Source organism: Chryseobacterium takakiae (genome assembly GCF_900129385.1).
Lineage (GTDB): Bacteria > Bacteroidota > Bacteroidia > Flavobacteriales > Weeksellaceae > Chryseobacterium > Chryseobacterium takakiae.
Genome location: NZ_FQVO01000024.1, coordinates 1 through 20,621 on the forward strand (window position 1 = coordinate 1; position 20,621 = coordinate 20,621).

Here is a 20,621-nt window from a genome sequence, read left to right on the forward strand (position 1 = left end):
TATGGCGGAACAGGTCTTGGGCTTACCATTTCGAACAATATTCTGAAGTATATGGGCAGCCATCTGTCGCTGATCAGCGCACCGGATAAAGGTTCGGTATTTTTCTTTGATATTGAGATTCCTTATGAAATGTCAGAATTCAGGGAAGAAGAAGAAAATATGACGATAAAAAGAGCATTGGTGGTAGATGATAACGAAAGTAACAGGATTATTCTTCAGCATATGCTTGCGTATAAAAATATAGATTCTACACTGGCTGCCAACGGAATGGAAGCACTGCAGATTCTTCTGAAAGGCGAGCACTTCGATGTAATTCTTATGGATTACCATATGCCGGTTATTTCGGGGTTGGAAACCATTGATAAGATCAGGGAATTGTTTAATCAGCGAAAAGAAATTTCACCACTGGTGGTTCTTCATACCTCTTCAGAGGAACATGATGTTATTAATTCATTTAAAAAAGAAGATAATTCTTATTTCCTGTTGAAACCAATTAAATCTGATGATTTATACAAAACACTGAGAAGGGTAGCGCATAGTAGTGTGACAGAAGCTGCAGCTCAGGAACATCCTGAAAATGACTCTCACTCATTCATGAGTAATCTGGAAGTACTTCTGGTAGATGATAATCCTGTAAATATGGTATTGAATAACAGAATGATGAAATCCATTGCTCCGGATGCGCATCTTATGGAAGCCGTAAATGGTCTTGAAGCGCTGGAAGAATGCAGGAAAAAGCGGTATTCCGCAATTCTTATGGATGTGCAGATGCCGGTAATGAACGGTATTGAAGCCACGAAGCAAATCCGTTTGCTTCCGGATTACTCTGATGTCCCGATTATTGGGGTTACCGCAGGAAATGTGCTTGGTGAAAAAGAAAAATGCCTGGAAGCCGGAATGACTGACTTTCTTCCTAAGCCGCTGAGGCAGACAGATCTTCAGGAAATGCTTGAAAAATACATCAGTGTTGGAAGCAGTAAAAATCAAAAGCCTGATCTTCATAAAAATAACGAAGATCAATCAGCGGTAAAACCTGAAAAATACATCAATATCAATATGCTGAACGAACAGATTGGTGATGATGACGATGATTTTAAGGAAATGTTTCTCAATCTGCTGATCCAGGAACTTGTACAGGTAGTAGAAAATGTAGAAAAGGCAGCACAGGAAAAAGATATTGCAGAAACCAGAATGATTCTTCACAAACTTAAAGGAACCGGAGGAATTGCCGGACTTTTTAAGCTTTCTGAATGTGCACTGAAATGGGAAAAGAAAGCAGAGGAAGAAATGGACTTTTCAGCCATGAATAAAGAAATACAGGAAGAAGTAAAAAGAGGAATAAATATCATAAAAAATTTAATAAAGTAAAAAATCAGAGCTATGCTAATTTTGATCGCAGAAGATGACGAACTGATTCTTAAAACAATAGAACACAAATTGTTGAAAGAAGGGCATGAAGTAATTTTGACCAGGAACGGAAAAGAAGCTATTGAAACCTTAAAGGAAAAAGACGTAGATCTTACCATTACCGATATTATGATGCCTTTCGCATCCGGAATAGAGATTCTTTCAGCAATAAAAACAATGGGAAAAGATGTGCCCGTAATTATGCTTTCCAGTATGGGGCAGGAAGAGGTGGTACTTAATGCTTTTGATCTGGGCGCGTCAGATTTTATTGTAAAGCCGTTCAGTCCCAGTGAATTGATGTTGAGGGTTAAAAGATTTTTGTCAAAATAAGAGATATGGTAATTTCATCGGTCCATTTTCTTTTTGTTGTTTTTATTATAATGTTGTCATTGGTATTGATGCTGGCGTTAATTGTACTTATTTACAATATTATAGAATACAATAGATCCGTACGAAGAGCAGGCTGGTCTGAAGTGATCAATAAGAAGATATCCGATGTAATTGTATATGCGGATGATGAGATCCCGGAAGATATCTACTTTAAAGCCCTTTCTGTTAACTCTTCATTCAGGAATCTGTTTTTGGAGAAACTTGTGGATTCGGAAAAAAAGTTTTCAGGAGCAGCTAAAAATAAAATTACGGAGCTTTTCAGAGAATATGATCTCCGTAAAGAAGCGATGAAAAAGCTTAATCAGAAGAAAGCTTATCTCATTGCCCGAGGAATACGTGAACTTACCGTAATGGAAGTTCAGGATGCTATTCCGCAAATAGAACAGTATCTTTCACATCCGTCACCCCAGGTCTATCAGGAAGCACAATACGCGATGGTGCGGTTCAAAGGATTTGAAGGTCTTCATTTCTTAGATAGTTTCCCCACCAGGATTTCAGAATGGCAGCAGCTCAGATTTCTGCTATCTATTTCTTCACTACCCGCAGATTCGGAAGATGCAATATCAAAATGGCTTGAAAGCACAAACGATTCGGTTATTATTTTTACGCTTAAATTAATAAAAAAGTTTCAGCTTCTTAACTTTTATCCAAAACTTATAGGATTGCTGAATATTGCTTCAGCTGAAGTAAGGGTAAAAGCTGTACAAACTCTCATGTCACTGGAAAATCCTGAAACTGTACAGTATCTTTCCGGGATTTATTACGATCAGCCGGACGAAGTCCGTATTGAAATTCTCAAGGTCATGAAAATATCTAAAGATCAGTGCTGTATCAATTTGCTTAAAAAAGAGCTTGCGGAAGATATTCCTTCCGGAATAAAAGTAAATGCCGCACAGGCTCTGTATGAGCTTGGACATGGTGATTACTTATCAGAGCTCGCCAAAGAGGAAGAAGCTTCAGAAGAATTAGTTGAAATTGTTAAATACGCATTGCAGGAAAAAGTATGTTAGAATTTTCACACATTGTATATGATGTAGTTATATGGCTGTATTTACTGTACGGTACAGCAGTAGCAATTATTTACGGCTGGGTCGGAATATATGCGGTCGGAGCAGTATTACGCTATAAAAAAGAAAATGTTTTTACCGATTACAGCATTATTGCTGCTAATCCTAATGCGCCGGTTTTCAGCCTTCTTGCTCCTGCATATAATGAAGGAATGACCATTGTTGAAAATGTAAGATCGCTGCTTTCTTTATATTATCATAATCTTGAGATCATTATCATCAATGACGGAAGTAAGGACGATTCTATGCAGAAGCTTATTGAAGCTTACGATCTGGAATGCGTTTCTTATTTTGTACAGGGAAAAATTGAAACCAATAAAATAAAAGGAATCTATAAAAGCAGGAATCAGGCTTTTAGAAAACTCATCGTTGTAGACAAAGAAAACGGGGGGAAAGCAGATGCACTGAATGTCGGGATTAATGTTTCTTCCGGAGAATATCTTGTCTGTATCGATGTAGACTGTATCCTGGAGCAGGATGCTATTCTGAGATTGGCAAAACCTTTTCTTGAACAGACCGACAAAAAAATCATTGCCTGTGGCGGAGTGATCCGACTGGCAAATAATTGTGTGATCGAAGACGGAAAAGTAGTCAGCGTAAATATGCCGAAAACATTATTGGGAAGAACACAGGCATTGGAATACATCCGCGCATTTGTATTGGGAAGAATGGCGTGGTCAAGAGCTTCAGGGCTTATTCTGATCTCAGGGGCATTCGGGGTTTTCGACCGGAAAATTGTCCTGGATTGCGGAGGTTACGACAGGAATACGGTAGGAGAAGACATGGAACTTGTTGTGAGGATGAGAAAATATATGGAAGAACGGGATGAGCCGTATGAAGTAATTACCATTCCGGATCCTTTATGCTGGACAGAAGTTCCGGAAACAAAAGATATCCTCAAAAAACAAAGAAACCGCTGGATGCGCGGAACCATAGAAACCCTCTGGAAACATCGCAAAATGATGTTTAATCCTAAATATAAAAAATTAGGAATGATAAGCCTTCCATACTGGTTCTTCTTTGAGTTTTTAGGACCTTTGGTAGAATTTTCAGGATACATCGTATTTATCATATTTCTTCTTTTAGGAATCATCAACTGGCCTTTCTTCTTTGTTTTGTTCGCACTCGTGCTTTCGATGGGATTCCTTTATTCGGTTTACGGAATATTGGTAGACATGGTAAGCCGGCAGGTGTACGGTAAAAGAAAGGACTTCTTTGCATTGATAAGTACAGCGTTCTCAGAACCATTCTATTTTCACCCGATTGTTGTAAGAGCCGGCGTAAACGGTTTTATCGATTATTTTAAAAAGTCTCACGGCTGGGGAGAAATGACCAGACAGGGCTTTAATCAGAATACAAAAAATTTACCACTGAAAGAAAAAATATGGGCTATTCTGAAGCACGGGCTTAAAAAATGGGGCATTTTAGCCTCTGTTTTCAGTACTCTTTTTCTTGTCGGGATTCTGGCAGAGTGGCTCTGGTACAGATATACATTTACAAGAATTGATACTTCTGCCGTGGCAGGATCTCTTTTCGCAGACAATATTCTTTTTATCTTCGAACTTATGTTTGGCTTTGGTATTCTGTATCTCATTATTAATTTTATTAAAGAAAGCTGGGCCAAAACACTGGCAATAGCCGCTTGCGGATTTGTTGTGGTTTTACAGTACATATTATTTCTCTATTTTTCCGAAACAGGAAATTTACTGGGTGCGGACCTTATTTATTACAGCAAAGAAGAGATGAAACAGATTCTTCAGGCCAGCGGAATGCTCAATTTTAAAAATTATGCGCTGTTTGCTATTTTGCTTGCTGTATCATTTATTCCGTTGTGGATGTCCGGACGTTCCGGCCTCAAATCAATCTATCCGGGCATAGCTTTTCTGTCGCTGGGATTAATAGCTTTTTTTATTCCTGCGGAAGCCCTGCATTCTGAAACGCTCAATAAGGCTAATGAATTCAGCCAGAATGCGGGAAAGAGCAAATGGGAATATTTCTTTAAAGCGAATGAAGAAAATTTTATGAGTGATCATCCTGAAATTGCAGATTTTTTTGGTAATGACGATGATCAGATTGCATCTGCCAATAGGATGCTGAATGAAGAATTTCCTTTCTGGAAAAAAGAAGACACCCAGGATTTTCTGGGAGCTTATTTAAACAAATCCGATGAAATCCCGAATCTTGTATTTGTCACATTAGAAGGCTTCGGACACGCTTATACTTCTCCAAAAGGATATGTCGGCAATTTTACCCCTTTCCTGAATTCTCTTTCCAATCAGAGTCTTTATTGGGAAAACGGTTTGAGTACTGCGGGAAGAACCTTCGCCGCGTTACCGTCGCTTACAGGCTCTTTACCCTTCGGTAAAAACGGATTTCTTGAAATGGAAAAGATTCCGGATCATTTTAACCTCTTCAATATTCTTCAGGCCAACGGTTTTGAAACCGGGTTTTATTACGGTGGAAACCTGAATTTCGACAACTACAGGAATTACCTGCAATACAATAAAGTCAATCATATTGTAGATATCGGTTCTTATGGTGACGGGTACAAAAGGCTTCCGGCAACTGCAGAAGGTGAAAGCTGGGGCTATGAAGACCAGGCAGTGTTCAGAAAAGCGCTTGAAGTGCAGAAGGTGCAAACGAAACCTTACTTTAACATGATTCTTACGCTTTCCACCCACAATCCGTTTTTGATTAATAATAAAGCGTATTATGAAAAAATGTATAATGAAAGATTGAATTCCAATCTTTTAACCGCTGACCAGAAAAAATGGGCTGGACAATATAAAAATCAGCTGATCTCAATTCTGAATGCAGATGATGCCTTAAAGCAGTTCTTCGAAAACTATCGTAAAAGACCGGATTTTGCCAATACTATTTTCTTCATCACAGGAGATCACAGTATGCCGGAAATTCTTATTGAGGATAAAATAGACAGGTTCCATGTCCCGATGATGATTTATTCGCCATTATTGAAAGGTCCTAAAAAATTCCTGAAAACGGTAAGTCATTTTGATATTGCGCCTTCTTTCCTGGCTTATTACCGAAAAAATTATAATCTTCGCACACCATCTACGGTTACATGGGTTGGAAAAGGGCTGTCTTCAGATGCCGAAATTACGAAATCAGATTATCCTATCATGCAGAGTAAAAGCCTTCTGACCGATTTTGTTTCCGACAAATATTATCTGCACGACAATAAGCTATTCATTCTTAATAATCTGAATGAAGAAAGCTATGATAATGCTGATGTTTTCAAAAAAGTAAAAGGGCGTTTCGATCAGTTTAAAAGAATGAATTCCAAATTTTATCAGACCCAAAAGCTGATGCCGGATTCGGTATTCACCAATTTTAAGAAAAAGACAGGTGAATGATTTTAATGTCATTAAATTTTTAAACTTTTATTTCCCGTAAGAGATATAAAAAATTAATTTAAAGCTTATTATCAATGAAGCTATTTAAATTAAAAAAGTAAAACTCTATGGAGTTTTATCTGTGTAGAAATCATATTCGCAAGATGCTCAGCGTTCCGTAGGAACGCTATTTTTAGAACATTTATTGGTATTATGAATATCAATCTGCAGGATTGATCGATGCATTTATTCTTATTTCTACCCAGATTCTGCTCCTAAAGAAGCAAAATTATTTTGACTTTAAACCTTTTAAACAATCTTAATAAGTAAAATTAAAGCTTTCTAAGGAATGAAATCTTTAATTTTTATTCCTTAGAAAGCTTTTTTTTAACAAAATAGATCAAATAACTTTTGCGGTTAAATTGAAAATAATTTAAACCTTATATATTTAAATTCTTAATTTTTTACCCATTCAATCAGAACTTTCGGGTATATCCTAAAGTAAGATCAAACTGATTTCCTTTTACATCAGGCCGGTATTCCTGGTTAAAATACATGGTACCTATCGAAAACAGGTTTCTTTTAACGGAGAAATTATATTCGGCGCCCACTTTAAACGTTTTCAGTTTGAAGGTTTCATTTTCCAAAAGATTATTGCGGGATTCTTCAGGGCTGATTCCCGTTCCGATCTGGAACGCAAAATAATCCTGCGCACTTTTGGTATAATACCGTACTGTTCCTGTATAAGAATGGGAAATATTTTTATTGTCAGGCGTAATATATGTGCGGATATTGAACCAGAAATTTTTATAATATTTTCCTACAGAAGCTGTGTACATCCAGATATTATTGCTGAAATAAAGCTGTCGGTAACCGATTTCCGCTTCAAAGCTGTGCGGCAGATTTGCATTTAACGAAACTCCGGTGCGGTATTTAGGAAAGATGCCTACATCATTGGAATAAGCTCCGCCTACATATAGATAAAACATATCGGATAATCTCGGATAAGCTTCCAGTTCTGCCTGTATGCCATTTTCCGCAAATTTATTGGCGTAGTTGGCTCGCAGAATTACAGATCCGATAGAAGTAACTCTTTTATAGCCCACACTCACAATGTGCCAGTCATCCGGAAACTGCTTGTCAAAATGGGAATAATTATAATTAACACTGATCGCATTTTTAGCAGCCAGATCATTAATTCTTACGGCAAGATTGATCGCTTCCGTATTTTTAGGGTTGATAGCTAAAAGGTTTTTAATTGCATCTTCAGCTTCTTTATAATTCTTATCGGCAAAATACGCTCTTGCTTTCAGAAGCCATAATGCTTCAGATTGTGGATGGTAAGATAGTCCTTTATCAGCAATTGCGATAGCTTTGGTATTGTCATCATTCCAATATTCAAGAGAGGTATACGCAATGAAATAATCTTCATCCTGAACATTTTTTTTACCAAGCTCCTCAAAAACGGCTCTTGCAGCTTCGGTATCTTTATTCCAGGTGTATACTCTTCCTAAAAATACGGAAATATCCGTATAATTGGGAGCTTTCTGCAGCGCCTGTTTGGCAAGATCAATTGATTTTGTATAATCTTTTTCGTCAAATGCGGCAGTTCTTGCCTTTACAAATAATTCATCTGCAGACAGATCCTGCTGGCTGTATGCCTGAAACGGGAGCAATATGAGTAATAAAAACCCAATATATTTTTTCATTGAAACGGGGAATGGTTAGACAGTTCTCTTATTAATGATATAATAAAACAAATATATTGAACTTTTTATATCTGTAAATAAATATTGATAAGTAAATGTACTTTTTATCACAAAAAAAATTAAACCAACTTTATAGTAATTGAATCATCTCATTAAAACCGGAATTTCTATACTCTTGATAAAGATGAGAATGGAATTCATTTAGTTTTTTAAGCAGCTTTAAAAGTTCTTTCCGTTCTTCTTTGGATAATTTACCCGAAAGAAGCTGGGAGGTTTTATTAACACTTTCTACTGATTCGTGAAAAATTACTTCACCCTTTGCTGTAAGTTTCAGACGTTTGCTTCTTCTGTCTTCCTCATCATTTCTTTCTTCCACTATACCGGATTCCAGAAGACGCTTGATGATCTGGGTTCCGGTCTGCTTTTCATGACCGTTTCTTTCAATAAGCTGAATTTTTGTAAGGTTCGGTTCATCTTTGAGACGATAGAGATAAGTAAACTCTTCATTGGCAAGATTAGGGAATTCTCCCAAACCTTTCCTGATCAGTTGTCTGGAATATCTGCTCAGTAATAATACCTGCTTACAGATTTCATTTTCTGTAAACGAAACTTCATGTTCTTCAGTGGTAAATAGTTTTGTAGGGCTTTCTTCCCTGTATTTTTTATCATTCAGCCAGAGACGGAAGTCTTCCACACTGGAATTCGGTTTGTGCGCATCCGAATTCTCAAAATCTTTTACCTGATGAAGCAGATCGATAAAAAAATCAGTATTCATAGTACAAATTTAGAGTAAAAATATCATTTTATACCGGGTTTTATAGTTTTATGGTACCTAAACCTCCGTCAATCCCAAAAACCTGACCTGTAATCCATGATGTGTCATCCGAAAGTAAAAAAGCAGTCAGTCTCGCAATCTCATTAGCGTTACCTATTCTTTGTAGCGGGTGTCTTTTTGCTGAAGCTTCCCGCTTTTCAGGGGTAGATAGAAGTTGTGAAGCAAGCGGTGTATCTGTTAAAGAAGGAGCAATAGCATTTACTCTTATTTTCTGAGCCGAAAATTCGGCAGCCAGGCTTCTAGTTAGTCCTTCCACAGCACATTTGCTGGAAGCAACGGAAGCATGGAAAGGCATTCCCGTTTTCGCAGCTACCGAACTGTAAAGAACAATTGATGCGTTACCGGATTTTTTCAGATTGGGAAGCAGTTTTTGTATACACTTTACGGCACCAAGGACATTGATGGTAAAATCATGCTTAAAATCCTCCTCAGAAAGCCTGTTAAATGGTTTAAGATTGATACTTCCCGGTGCATACACCAGTCCGTCAATTACATCTGGAAAAGCAATATCATCGAGGTTATCAGATACAATATCCTTTTCATATAATTTCAGATTAATTTTTTCGAGTTCCGGAGATTTAGTTCTGGAAATTCCTATTATATCGTATTTTTCAGAAAGTATTTTTGCTGCTTCAAATCCGATACCACTCCCGCAGCCTACGATCACAATGGTTTTCATATGATTATTCTTTTATATTAAACAATAATATTCAAATTTAGTAAATTAATTTACTTTATATATAAATAAAGTATAAATTTGTGTTATAAAAAATCACTTAAATGAATTATTATGATGAAGATACAGGCACAATCCAATATACCAACCGATTTCGGAGTATTCTCAATGTATGCAATTTCTGAATATGAGTCCGACTGGAATCCGCATCTGGTGCTGGTTTCGCAAAACACGGATTTTAATAAAACCGTTAACGTCCGTTTCCATTCGGAGTGTATTACCGGAGAAATTTTTCATTCCAAAAAATGCGAATGCGGGCAGCAGCTGGATGCCGCAATGAAATTTATGGCAGAAAACGGAGGGGTCATCATTTACCTGAGACAAGAAGGCCGAAACATAGGAATCATCAACAAGCTTAAAGCATACGCACTTCAGGAAAAAGGTTTGGATACAGTAGAAGCCAATCTTAAATTGGGTTTACCGGCCGATGGAAGAAATTTCGATGTAGCCGTTGAGATTCTGAAAATGCTGGAAATACAAAAAATAAATCTTCTTACCAATAATCCGGATAAGCTAAAATCCCTCGAGAACAGTGGAATTATTCTTGAAAACAGGCTGCCTCTTGAGATCGATTCAAACGAGGTCAATGAAAGTTATCTGGTCAAAAAGAAAGATTATTTTGGCCATCTTCTGGAAAGGGTATGATTTTTTCGGGGATTGAATAGTAATTCACAGAATCATAAAATATGAAAAGAATACTGCTTACGGGAGCTACCGGATATATCGGAAAGAGAATGATCAGCGTGATTGCTGCACAGGGTTATAAAGTGGTCTGCTGCTGTAGAGATGCAAGCCGTTTCTCGAGAAATACGGATATTGACGAATCTCTCATTGAAGTGGTGGAAGTAGACTTCCTGAAACCTGAAACTCTGGAAAATATTCCCAAAGATATTTCCGGAGCGTATTATCTCATGCATTCTATGAGCAACAGTAATGACTATGAAGATTCTGAAAAAAAATGTGCAGATAATTTTGCAACATTTATTGAAACTACACAATGTCAGCACATCGTGTATTTATCGGGTCTGGTCAATGAAAAAGAACTTTCAAAACATCTGGGTTCGAGATTTCAGGTTGAAAAAATTTTAATGGAATCTAAAGTTCCGGTTACGGTTCTCCGGGCAGGAATTATTATAGGATCAGGAAGTGCTTCGTTTGAGATTATTCGGGACCTGGTAGAAAAACTGCCGGTGATGGTGGCTCCGAGGTGGCTCGATACGAAATGTCAGCCTATCGGAATTGCAAATGTCCTGGATTTCCTGATTTTTGTTTTATTTAAAGAAGAAAGTTATCATAAAAGTTTTGATATCGGCTGTGATGATGTGCTTACTTACAAACAGATGCTTCTGGAATTTGCCCGGATAAGAAATCTGAAAAGAAAAATCTTCACACTGCCGGTAATGACCCCGAAACTTTCCTCATACTGGCTTTATTTTATTACTTCAACATCATATAATCTTGCGACAGCTTTGGTAGGAAGCATGAAAATTGAAGTGATCTGCAGACCTGAAAGCCTCGCTGAAATAAAACGTATCACCGGAATACAGCCTTTTTCGTATGAAACAGCTTTAAAAAGAACACTTGCAAAAATTCAGGCGAACGAAATTGTTTCCAGCTGGAAAGACAGTTTTATCAGCAGCCGGAGAGACACCAGCCTAAAAGATTTTATGGAAGTTCCTCATTACGGATGTTTTACAGACCTGAGAAGCGGAACATACGACGATCGCGAAAAATGTATCGAAAGAATTTTCCGGCTTGGAGGAAGCAATGGGTGGTACGGACAGAGTTTGTGGAAAATCCGCGGTTTTATGGATCTTCTGGTGGGAGGACCCGGCTTAAGGCGTGGGAGAACACATCCCGACCGCCTTCACGAAGGTGATGCGCTGGATTTCTGGAGGGTTTTATATGCAGATCGACAGGAAGGGAAACTGATTCTTTTTGCTGAAATGAAACTTCCCGGTGAAGCCTGGCTGATGTTTAAAATATATCGTGGAAAATTATGGCAGAAAGCCGTATTCAGGCCGCATGGGATTTCAGGAAGATTATATTGGTTTGCCGTTTTGCCTTTTCACGGAATTATTTTTAAAGGAATGCTTAAAAAACTAACCGGCGAATCCTGATTTCATAATAACTTTACCGATTTGGGGCCGAGGTCTACTTGGGATTGGTAACAACTGAAGTGATCGTCTATACTCAGAAATCGGGGCTTGTACTGCAAGGTCAGTAAAAAAAACTGCGAGGAGATAAATGTTAAAAAAGTAAAATGAATGAAGTATTTAAATTAATTTTTAAAGACTTTTTTTTAGTGCAATTTCATATCATAAATGTAAAAGATATAGGATTGAATGCCGAACAAAAAACATTAAAAGATAAGATTTTATTTAAAAAATAAATTGAAATGACTGGGAATAGATTAAATTTGGTTAATTATTCTATTTTTTTTCTTCTCTATTAGGCTGGAATTGCCATAAAACATATATTTGCAGCCTAAATTTTAAAAATAATGAAAGAATTAATTGAAAAAATCAACGCGGAATTTGAAGCTTTTACAACTGAAGCAAACCAACAGGCAGAAAAAGGAAACAAAGCGGCTGGTACAAGAGCTCGCAAAGCAGCCTTAGAACTAAGCAAACTTTTCAAGGATTTCAGAAAAGTTTCTGTTGAGGAATCTAAAAAATAATAATAAAGCCGGCTTATTTTGCCGGCTTTGTTTTTTATCAGAAAAATTATCTTATCAGTTTTCGGAGTCAATCAGCCCGGTATGTTGAACTGAATCTGCATCCGATATACTTTTTATTTCTTTCATCTTACTTTCTTTAACTATATAAGTAGTACAGATTTTATTATTGAGATACATGCGGAAATTCATCTGTATTCCTGTTCTTCTGCCCATTGCGGCAGTTTTTGAACTGTATTCCGTAAAAATGGGAAATAAATTCACAAGACACAGCAGATTTCTTTTTAGGGAGTGAAGAAAAACAGGGTAATTTCCTCCATCATCAATCACTTTCATCCTGAATATTTTTTTTCCTAATGTTGTGCCGAAATAAGATTCGGTTATCGCTCCGGAAATAATAGAAGATGGAACGGACAATCCAATACTTATCAGGATGTTCTCATGAAACAAAGAATAGAAAAGTGCGGAAAATAAGGCCATATCAATCCATTTGGCAAATAATCTCTGGGTTTCATTTCCTTTAAATCCGGGATTATAAGGCAGATAGTATTCGTAGGCATGATAGATCCTTTTGCCGTACCTGTCAAAATCAAAAGTCGGCCTGTGTATCACTTTTCGCTCTCTAATTTCTGATATTTTCACAATAATTTATAAAATCATACTCAACTGTATTCTTTTCCTTGTTTCATCCACATCCGTTACTTTTACCTGAACATGCTGATGCAGCTTCACCACTTCATTCACATCCGAAACAAATCCGTCCTTCAACTGGGAAATATGTACCAGTCCGCTCTCTTTTATTCCCAGATCTACAAAACACCCGAAAGCGGTAATGTTATTGACAATTCCGGGAAGAATCATCCCGATTTTCAAATCCGTAATTTTCTTCACATTCGGATCAAATTCAAAAACTTTGGCTGCTTTTCTTGGATCCAGTCCTGGTTTTTCAAGCTCTTTTAAAATATCTTTAATGCTTAAAATTCCGATATCGTCTGTGATATATTTTTCAGGTTTAATCTGTGCGATTTTTTCTTTACTGGCAATGAGTTCATGCGTTTTGATGCCTAAATCTTTTGCCATTTTTTCCACAATTCCATACGCTTCAGGATGTACGGCAGAATTATCTAAAGGATTTTTCGGATTGCTGATCCTTACAAACGCCGCGGCCTGCTGAAAGGCTTTTTCGCCCAGCCGTGGAACCTTTTTCAGTTGTTTGCGGTCTTCAAAAGCACCATTTTCAGCACGGTAATTTACAATATTTTCCGCCATTTTTTCACCGATTCCGGAGACATAGCTCAGCAATGATTTACTGGCCGTATTAAGATTGATTCCCACTGCGTTGACGCATTTCATCACAGTAGAATCGAGCTCATTTTTCAGTTGGGTCTGGTCTACATCATGCTGATATTGCCCAACGCCAATGGACTTAGGATCAATTTTCACCAGCTCTGCCAAAGGATCCGATAATCTCCTTCCGATGGATACTGCCCCACGAACGGTTACATCATACGATGGAAATTCTTCTCTTGCAATTTTACTGGCAGAATATACGGATGCTCCCGCTTCGGAAACTACGAAAACCTGTAATGGTTTGTCGAAAGCAATTTTTTTGATGAAAAATTCCGTTTCGCGGCTGGCTGTTCCGTTTCCTATGGAGATTGCTTCAATATTATAGGCATTTACCATAGACCGTATTTTCTTCATGGCCATGCCGGATTCATTTTGCGGCGCGTGAGGATAAATGGTTTCATTATGCAAAAGATCACCTTTCTCATCCAGGCAAACTACTTTGCATCCGCTTTTGTAGCCGGGGTCAATGGCAAGGATTCTTTTTTCTCCCAAAGGTGGCGCAAGCAGGAGCTGTGTAAGGTTTTCGGAAAAAATCTCAATGGCTTTTTTATCTGCTTTTTCTTTGGCTTCCTGCAGTGTTTCATTGGAAATAGCAGGTTCCAGCAGACGTTTGTAACTGTCTTTTATGGCCAATGCAATCTGTTCCGCCGTTTCGTTATTGGATTTAATAATGGCATTTTCAATAAATTCAATTGCCTCGCCTTTGTCGATCCCCACATTTGTTTTCACAAAACCTTCTGATTCTGCGCGCAGCATGGCCAGGAGACGGTGGGAGGGAGTTCTGCCGAGGTTTTCTTCCCATTCAAAATATTGTGAGAATTTTTTAGCATCTTCTTCTTCCTGCTTTGCCTTTACAACTTTCGAGGTAATCACGGCTTTTCTCTGGAAGATCCTTCTCAGGTTTTTGCGGACATACATGTTTTCGTTGATCCATTCGGCCATGATATCTCTGGCTCCCTGAAGTGCTTCTTCTTCGGTCCCGATTTTCTCATTGAGGTATCTTGAAGCCAGAGACTGCAGATCCTGGGCTTTCTGGCTCATAATGATTTTGGCTAAAGGTTCCAGTCCTTTTTCTTTTGCCGCATCGGCTTTGGTTTTTTTTCTTTTCTTAAAAGGAAGATATAAATCTTCCAGCTCCTGCAGGTTGAAGCTCTCTTCAATTCTTTGTTTTAATTCGGAAGTAAGAGCATTTTGCTCCTCTATAGATTTCAGGATGGTTTCTTTTCTTTTGACCATCTCTTCAAACTGTTTGCTGATCTTTGAGATCTGTTCAATCTGTGTTTCGTCCAGATTTCCTGTTTTATCTTTCCTGTACCTGGCAATAAAGGGAATGGTACAGTCTTCGGCTAACAGCTGAAGGGTAGAGGTAATGCTTTTTTCCGGAATATCAAGAATCTGCTGTATATAATGTGTAGCGTTCATTTTAAAGTTTAGGCGGCTAAAATACAGACTTTTTTATAAAAGAGGAATGTATTGTAAAAAGGATGCTAAAGTTTATACAATCACAAAGGTTGCAAAAGCATTTTAAACACATAAGTCACATTAAATGTAAGGATAAGTTTGCACAAATTTAAGAACACATAAGTTTAAAAAAATCTTTGATTTTTCCAGGGTGCCCTGAATTATTTTAAGATTTTTAGGACTATTATAAAATATAAAAACAGTACGCGTGGTACTGTTTTCATTTAGTTTTTATTGAACAATCTCATTATAGTAAATGGGAACATAGCCTTTGGTATCGAATCCCATAATGATTATTTTGAAATTTTTAGCCTCATCATTATTAAAGAACTGTATCCTTGCTGATTCGTTTGTATTGGTTTCTACATAAGGACTCCAGTACAGGGTGGTCCGCAGATCCTGAGAGATGTTTTTAAATCCGCGGTCATTATAATCTGGGCTGACAAAAGGAGCTTCTTTATCGAAGCCATTCATAACGGACTTTTTTAATTTTGTAGAAGTTGCGGAATCGCTTAAAGAACCGGTTATTCCTCCACGTTTGGTATAAATGGCAATGCCCCCGCTGCTTCCTCCGAATCCGCCGGCAAAATAATCTTTAATGACTTTTACCATGGCAATATCAGAGATGGGTATGGAATTGATCTGTGAGGCATCAATTTTCATTTCATCCAGATAAATATTAATGTTTGCTCCTCTTAATTTTGGAATATAGTTTCCCATGTTGGATTCTATAGTCAGTCCGGCAACTCTTCCCTGGAGCCACTGCAAAATGTTCATGTAGCCCTGTGCTGAGGTATCGTCGTTTACAAAATCAAAAACCGTTTCATTCATACTTCTGAATAACGGGCTGCTTAATTTATCATTAAGCTCTTTTGTTTTATCTTTTTTCCTGGCTTTTAATCGTACCTCTTCAATAAGCGTTGCTTTTTCATCAATATTGCTTTGCGTATTTTTTGTTGCCATATATCTCTTTACCGCTTCAGTCGGCTGTTCATTATTTTCACGTGGTACAAGATGATAATTGCTTTCCGGCAGTGCTTTTTTCAGAGAGACGAATGAATAATCCGGCTGAAAAATCACCTGAACCTGCTCCTTTGGGATTTTAGGATCATTCAGCTGATAAGAGAATTTAATGGCATCTTCAAAGATCAATCCTTTCAGAGTGAAAAATCCTTTATCATCCGTTTTTATCTGAGACAGATTTGTTCCGCCTTGCGGCATTTCGAATAATAGATTTAATTCCGCATTCGAGGCAGGTCTTCCCTGTACCGTTACTTTTCCTTTATACGAAATATAGGGCTGCGGCTGGTAACTGATGATTGGAAACGTCCCCGACATGATGGTGCGCCAGTCGAATCTTTTCCATTTTTCTGATATCAGAAGAGCATCCAGCGCTTCAGGATTATGGTTTGGCGTGAAATATTGAGACGGTGTATATATTTTAGAAGGAATATCCCCGGTAAGCCATAACGTACTCAAAAGGCTGTTTTCATCTTCAGAACTTTCCAGGCTTCCATCCATTACAAGTACCGTATAAGCATCGTTGTTTTCATTCGGGGCAATACTGAAAGCATTTGAAGCTCTTGGAGATTCATTGAACGTTACAGATTTGATTTCCGGTTTTTTGATATTTAATAATCCCGGCTGAACAAAACTAAGCCTTTGGGCTACAATATTCTCTTTATCATCGAATACGGTGAGCTGAAGAATACCGTTAACAAGCTGCTGTGCGGGAATTGAAAAGTTCTTCTCAAAAATTTTATCTGAATTAACTTTAAAAACCAACTGATTGTTGATGGTACCGAGTACGGTGTATAAAGTTCCGGGTATTGTATTTTTAGATTTTAAAGAAAACTTTACAGCTTCATTTCCGGTTGAAACCTGAAGGTTTATCCCAGAACCTGAAACAGCAGGCAGATCAACCACCTTTTTGTTTCCTTTAGAATCATTGATGATTAACTGGTATTGTACGCCTGCTTTCGGAGTTAATGAAAAGACACCTACGTTTTGATCAAAGCCTTTAAAAGAAGTTATTTTTACATCAGGTTTTGCCGAATCTACTATATAACCGCTCCACTCCGACGGGGTGATGCCTTTTGACTGTAACCGAACTGCACATTTTGTAGTGAAGCCCTCTATCAATGTTCCGCTTTCCGGAAAAACTGAAGCAGTCCATTCTGAAGCATCATTCAAAACCACTTTCTCGGGAGATGATGGATTATACACAACAATTTGCCGTAAAGCCTGAAAATCCTCACTGAAATTGGACATCCAGGTGGTGTAGGCTCTGATATAATACACTCCTTCTTTCAGATTTTCCGGTAAAGTGAAGCTGCCGCTGCCCTGTCCGTTAAGAAGGGGAAAAATTTTTTTGCTGATCTGGGTTTTATTGCTGTCGTACAATTCTACGAACATAGACGTGGAAATAGAGGAGAGGTCATATCCATTGAAAACAAAAGACTTCAGCCAGAGATTTTCTCCAGCCACAAAGCTGTTTTTATTGAAAACCAGGTGTATTTTTTCCTGGGGATATTTTTCAGAGAAGGTGGTTATTGCTTTTTCGGCTTTGCCTTGCGCATGTAAACTGCAGAAAGCCATGAAAATACTTAATAGGAAAATAAGTTTTTTTGTCATAAATCTGAATTTCACTTGGAATTAGTGCGCAAATTTACATGATTAGAAATGATGAAACAACAGAAAAACGATAATCCGGATTAAGATATTATTAAAACACAGTGCTGTATTAAACAGATTTTTATTATATTCATCAGCTGGATATTATGGTACCGTAAGATTTCTTGATGTATGGTAAGAGATGCCAAAAATAAGTTTTCTATTTTTGAAAATCAAAACCGGGAATACCATTTTCGGATCATTAGTAATAAACTTTTAAAACAATTGATAATATGAAAAAACTGAGTGTAATTGCTCTTGTGGGAGTAGGTCTTTTTGCTGCTTCATGTACGAAAGAAAAATCTGCTGAAAATGCGACAACAGCACAGGAACAGACGGTAGCTGAAAGTAAAGGAGAGGTACTGGCTGTTGATACCGCTGCTTCTGTAGTAAACTGGAAAGCTTTCCACAAAGGAGGTATGGCACCGCGTTGGGGTACGCTCCACATCAAATCCGGAGATCTGAGCATTGAGGGCGGACAGCTTGCTGCGGGAAGCTTTGTAATTGATATGAATTCAATCAAGGTAGATCCAGCTTCCGTAACGGAAAAAGACAAGAAACCTGCAGATCTTGAAGCACACCTTAAAAACCCTGATTTCTTTGATACTGCAAAAAATCCTACTTCGGATTTCAAAATTACCAGCGTAACCGATCTTAAGAATGCTTCTGCAGATGCAGTTGCGGGCGCCAATAAAACAGTAAGCGGAAATCTTACGCTATCCGGAAAAACAATGAATGTAACGTTCCCTGCAAAAGTAGATGTAACGGAAACTTCTGCTTCTATTCAGGCGAAATTTACGGTAAACAGGGCAGACTGGGGGATCAAGTTTGGTACTTCCGAAGCCGATCCTGCAGAATGGATGATCAGCAAGGACATTGAGATCGCTGTGGATGTAAAAGCGAAGAAATAATATTGTTAGCTATAGAATCATTGAAGCTGCCTGAAAAGGCAGCTTTTTTGGTGTTATAAGTGACTGCTTGCAGATTGTGAATTTGAGAGATTCGCAGCATCAATCAATTAACCTTATCAGTTCACCTAAATACAACGGTTTACTATTAAGATCATAATCTGATGGAATAGATATAAAATATTTTTTTTTACTATCTGATTTACTTTTTTGTAAAACTATTCCTGTATTTTCTACGCCATCATAATTTTTTATAAAATCAGCTACCGAAGAACTATTCTTGTCAACGACATATATCGTATCATTAGTATGAATATTTTTTACAATATAAAAATTTGAGTCTTTCTTATTTGATGATGAATAGTAGGATAGTAATTCAACATAAATATAATCTTTAGGTTCAATTAATTGAGAAATGCTGATTTTTTTCTCAACTAAAGAATTTTTTTCTGTGCAAGAAATTAGAATAATAAAAAATAGTAACAAGCAATGCTTCATAGTAATTGGAATATATTCTCATTAATGTAGATATGATAAATTTAATAATTATCATGAATGAAAGGATTGATATTACTAAAATTTGAAGAGCCCTTCATGCTTTAACCCGAAAGGGTAGTAGTTGTTTTCTTCAAGAACTTCTATTCCGCTGCCATTGTGAAAGTAGCTTATCCTTGTATTTCCCAAACAGTCTGAGCAGTTTTAATATATCAGTTTTAATTTTTTAAGAGACTGCCTTTGAGACAGTCTCTTATTTTATCATCTAAAATCGGGAGAAGTTATGCAGCGGAGGGGAAAATTTCAATAGAAAATGCTTTCTATTAAATCGTCTTGATAAATTGTTAGATTATTAAAAATCCTTATCTGATTCTTCCCCTCAACACAACTCCATAAGATTAATATCCCTTTTACGGGAGTGAACTTATCATTTTGAGAATTCATCAAAGTGTTAAATTTATCTAATTTTTGATCGCAATTAACTCTTCTTACATCTCGTTTTTGATCAATACCATCGTTAGTTATTAAATAAGAATTACATTTATTTGTTTTTTGCAAAATATAAGTATATTCATAATGACCATCCCCCTTATAGAAATAGTTAACTAAAAAAAAACTATCCTTATCTTTTTGCTTTGAATTTTTAAAGCCTGAATATAGAAATTTTTTCTCTAGAAAAGAATTATCCTTTGAATTTATAAATTCAATATCTTCTAATAATTCCGCTTTTTCTTCACCTAATTGTTGTTGTTTTAGCTCCTCAATAACTATTTTTTTCCATTTTGAGGTAGTAAAAATAGGTTCATTATAGTTCTCAACAACATTTGTGGATTGCTGTGAAGAGCATGAAATTGCTAATAAAAAAATTATTAAATATCTTATGTACATACTCTATTCTTGTTTTTGTAATGGTTGTGTTTTCGGTAATTTTCTGGGTGTCACATTTTGCTCTTTTCTTAATTTATTTTCTTCAATTCTTACCTCTAACTCATCAATTGGTAATGTGTAGTTTGTATTATCAGGATCTTTAATTTTTGATTTAAAATTTTCATTTACAGTTCCGTCTGCATTTTTTTCAGCATGTAAAAGTTCATGGCCTAAACCAATCTTTGATGGCATCCCTCTATTACCATCAATATCTAAAGCCTTACTTTTGTCATTTGGATTAAATTTAATATTAGTTCCTGATCCAACTCCAGGGCTTCCGTCTGCCTTAAGCTTATAACCGTCGCCGGTAGGAGTTTCTTTCGTATTACCTTTTGTTATATTTATTTCAACAATATTTTCATTAGATACTAACTTTCGTATTAAATTTGTTCCTCTTGCTTTTTCTCCTGAACGTTCACTGGATATTGAGACAACACCTGTTTTTTTATCATAAGAAATCTTATCATCTGTTAACTTTCTTAAATCCCTTAATATTCTATTCACTTCTGATGATTTTAAAGATGTAGGTATTATAATTTGTCTGCCATCCGGATCAATAAATCTTAAAGGATTATTCATCACATAATTATAAGGTGACCATCTTCTGTATTTCTCCGCTAATGGATCCACCAC

Annotated in this window: 18 protein-coding genes; 9 read left to right on the forward strand and 9 right to left on the reverse strand. The window is 36.9% G+C overall.

Features of this window, described 5'->3' with window-relative positions:
• The 4 genes from BUA76_RS18610 to BUA76_RS18625 all read left to right on the forward strand — a co-directional run.
• Positions 1-1,368 (forward strand): response regulator (locus BUA76_RS18610; RefSeq protein WP_143149951.1); only part of this gene is annotated, 1,368 nt, incomplete at its 5' end.
• Positions 1,369-1,380: 12 nt separating this feature from the next.
• A complete protein-coding gene (locus BUA76_RS18615; RefSeq protein ID WP_072886304.1) occupies positions 1,381-1,737 on the forward strand; it encodes a response regulator transcription factor in 357 nt (118 codons plus the stop codon).
• A 5-nt stretch (positions 1,738-1,742) separates the two neighbouring features.
• Positions 1,743-2,807 (forward strand): HEAT repeat domain-containing protein, encoded by a 1,065-nt coding sequence (locus BUA76_RS18620; protein WP_143149952.1) that lies wholly within the window; start codon positions 1,743-1,745, stop codon positions 2,805-2,807.
• Positions 2,801-6,238: a sulfatase-like hydrolase/transferase gene (locus tag BUA76_RS18625; protein WP_072886306.1), complete on the forward strand. Its 3,438-nt coding sequence runs from the start codon at positions 2,801-2,803 to the stop codon at positions 6,236-6,238. The genes BUA76_RS18620 and BUA76_RS18625 overlap by 7 nt, the downstream gene beginning before the upstream one ends.
• 455 nt (positions 6,239-6,693) lie before the next feature.
• Here the strand turns inward: BUA76_RS18625 and BUA76_RS18630 are convergent, their stop codons facing one another.
• The 3 genes from BUA76_RS18630 to BUA76_RS18640 all read right to left on the reverse strand — a co-directional run bounded on the left by BUA76_RS18630 (position 6,694) and on the right by BUA76_RS18640 (position 9,440).
• A complete protein-coding gene (locus BUA76_RS18630; protein WP_072886307.1) occupies positions 6,694-7,926 on the reverse strand; it encodes a YaiO family outer membrane beta-barrel protein in 1,233 nt (410 codons plus the stop codon).
• Between the two features lie 130 nt (positions 7,927-8,056).
• A complete protein-coding gene (locus tag BUA76_RS18635; protein WP_072886308.1) occupies positions 8,057-8,701 on the reverse strand; it encodes a MarR family winged helix-turn-helix transcriptional regulator in 645 nt (214 codons plus the stop codon).
• Positions 8,702-8,741: 40 nt separating this feature from the next.
• Positions 8,742-9,440, reverse strand: coding sequence for an SDR family NAD(P)-dependent oxidoreductase (locus tag BUA76_RS18640; protein WP_072886309.1), 699 nt, complete (start codon positions 9,438-9,440; stop codon positions 8,742-8,744).
• A gap of 111 nt (positions 9,441-9,551) precedes the next feature.
• Between BUA76_RS18640 and ribA the strand changes: the two genes are divergently transcribed.
• The 4 genes from ribA to BUA76_RS18655 all read left to right on the forward strand — a co-directional run bounded on the left by ribA (position 9,552) and on the right by BUA76_RS18655 (position 12,177).
• The gene (ribA, locus tag BUA76_RS18645; protein ID WP_072886310.1) at positions 9,552-10,142 is read left to right on the forward strand and encodes a GTP cyclohydrolase II; all 591 of its coding nucleotides are present in this window, start codon (positions 9,552-9,554) and stop codon (positions 10,140-10,142) included.
• A gap of 41 nt (positions 10,143-10,183) precedes the next feature.
• Positions 10,184-11,617 (forward strand): SDR family oxidoreductase, encoded by a 1,434-nt coding sequence (locus tag BUA76_RS18650; RefSeq protein ID WP_072886311.1) that lies wholly within the window; start codon positions 10,184-10,186, stop codon positions 11,615-11,617.
• A gap of 143 nt (positions 11,618-11,760) precedes the next feature.
• The gene (locus tag BUA76_RS19480; RefSeq protein WP_262484288.1) at positions 11,761-11,889 is read left to right on the forward strand and encodes a hypothetical protein; all 129 of its coding nucleotides are present in this window, start codon (positions 11,761-11,763) and stop codon (positions 11,887-11,889) included.
• A 111-nt stretch (positions 11,890-12,000) separates the two neighbouring features.
• Positions 12,001-12,177: a histone H1 gene (locus BUA76_RS18655; protein ID WP_027381692.1), complete on the forward strand. Its 177-nt coding sequence runs from the start codon at positions 12,001-12,003 to the stop codon at positions 12,175-12,177.
• Positions 12,178-12,231: 54 nt separating this feature from the next.
• On the opposite strand, the gene BUA76_RS18660 is transcribed toward BUA76_RS18655, so the two are convergent.
• The 3 genes from BUA76_RS18660 to BUA76_RS18670 form a co-directional block, all read right to left on the reverse strand.
• Positions 12,232-12,816: an RDD family protein gene (locus BUA76_RS18660; RefSeq protein WP_143149953.1), complete on the reverse strand. Its 585-nt coding sequence runs from the start codon at positions 12,814-12,816 to the stop codon at positions 12,232-12,234.
• 6 nt (positions 12,817-12,822) lie between these two features.
• On the reverse strand, positions 12,823-14,946 hold the full coding sequence (locus tag BUA76_RS18665) for a Tex family protein (protein WP_072886313.1): 2,124 nt from the start codon (positions 14,944-14,946) through the stop codon (positions 12,823-12,825).
• Positions 14,947-15,216: 270 nt separating this feature from the next.
• Positions 15,217-17,619: a transthyretin-like family protein gene (locus tag BUA76_RS18670; protein WP_072886314.1), complete on the reverse strand. Its 2,403-nt coding sequence runs from the start codon at positions 17,617-17,619 to the stop codon at positions 15,217-15,219.
• 272 nt (positions 17,620-17,891) lie between these two features.
• On the opposite strand from BUA76_RS18670, the gene BUA76_RS18675 reads away from it, so the two are divergent.
• Positions 17,892-18,569 carry a YceI family protein gene (locus BUA76_RS18675; RefSeq protein WP_072886315.1) on the forward strand — a complete coding sequence of 226 codons (678 nt, stop codon included), beginning with the start codon at positions 17,892-17,894 and terminating at the stop codon, positions 18,567-18,569.
• 99 nt (positions 18,570-18,668) lie between these two features.
• Here the strand turns inward: BUA76_RS18675 and BUA76_RS18680 are convergent, their stop codons facing one another.
• From BUA76_RS18680 to BUA76_RS18690, 3 genes are all read right to left on the reverse strand, one after another.
• Positions 18,669-19,064 carry a hypothetical protein gene (locus BUA76_RS18680; protein WP_072886316.1) on the reverse strand — a complete coding sequence of 132 codons (396 nt, stop codon included), beginning with the start codon at positions 19,062-19,064 and terminating at the stop codon, positions 18,669-18,671.
• Between the two features lie 300 nt (positions 19,065-19,364).
• A complete protein-coding gene (locus tag BUA76_RS18685) occupies positions 19,365-19,949 on the reverse strand; it encodes a hypothetical protein (protein WP_072886317.1) in 585 nt (194 codons plus the stop codon).
• A gap of 3 nt (positions 19,950-19,952) precedes the next feature.
• Positions 19,953-20,621: M91 family zinc metallopeptidase (locus tag BUA76_RS18690; RefSeq protein WP_228408512.1), on the reverse strand; the 669-nt coding region annotated here is incomplete at its 5' end.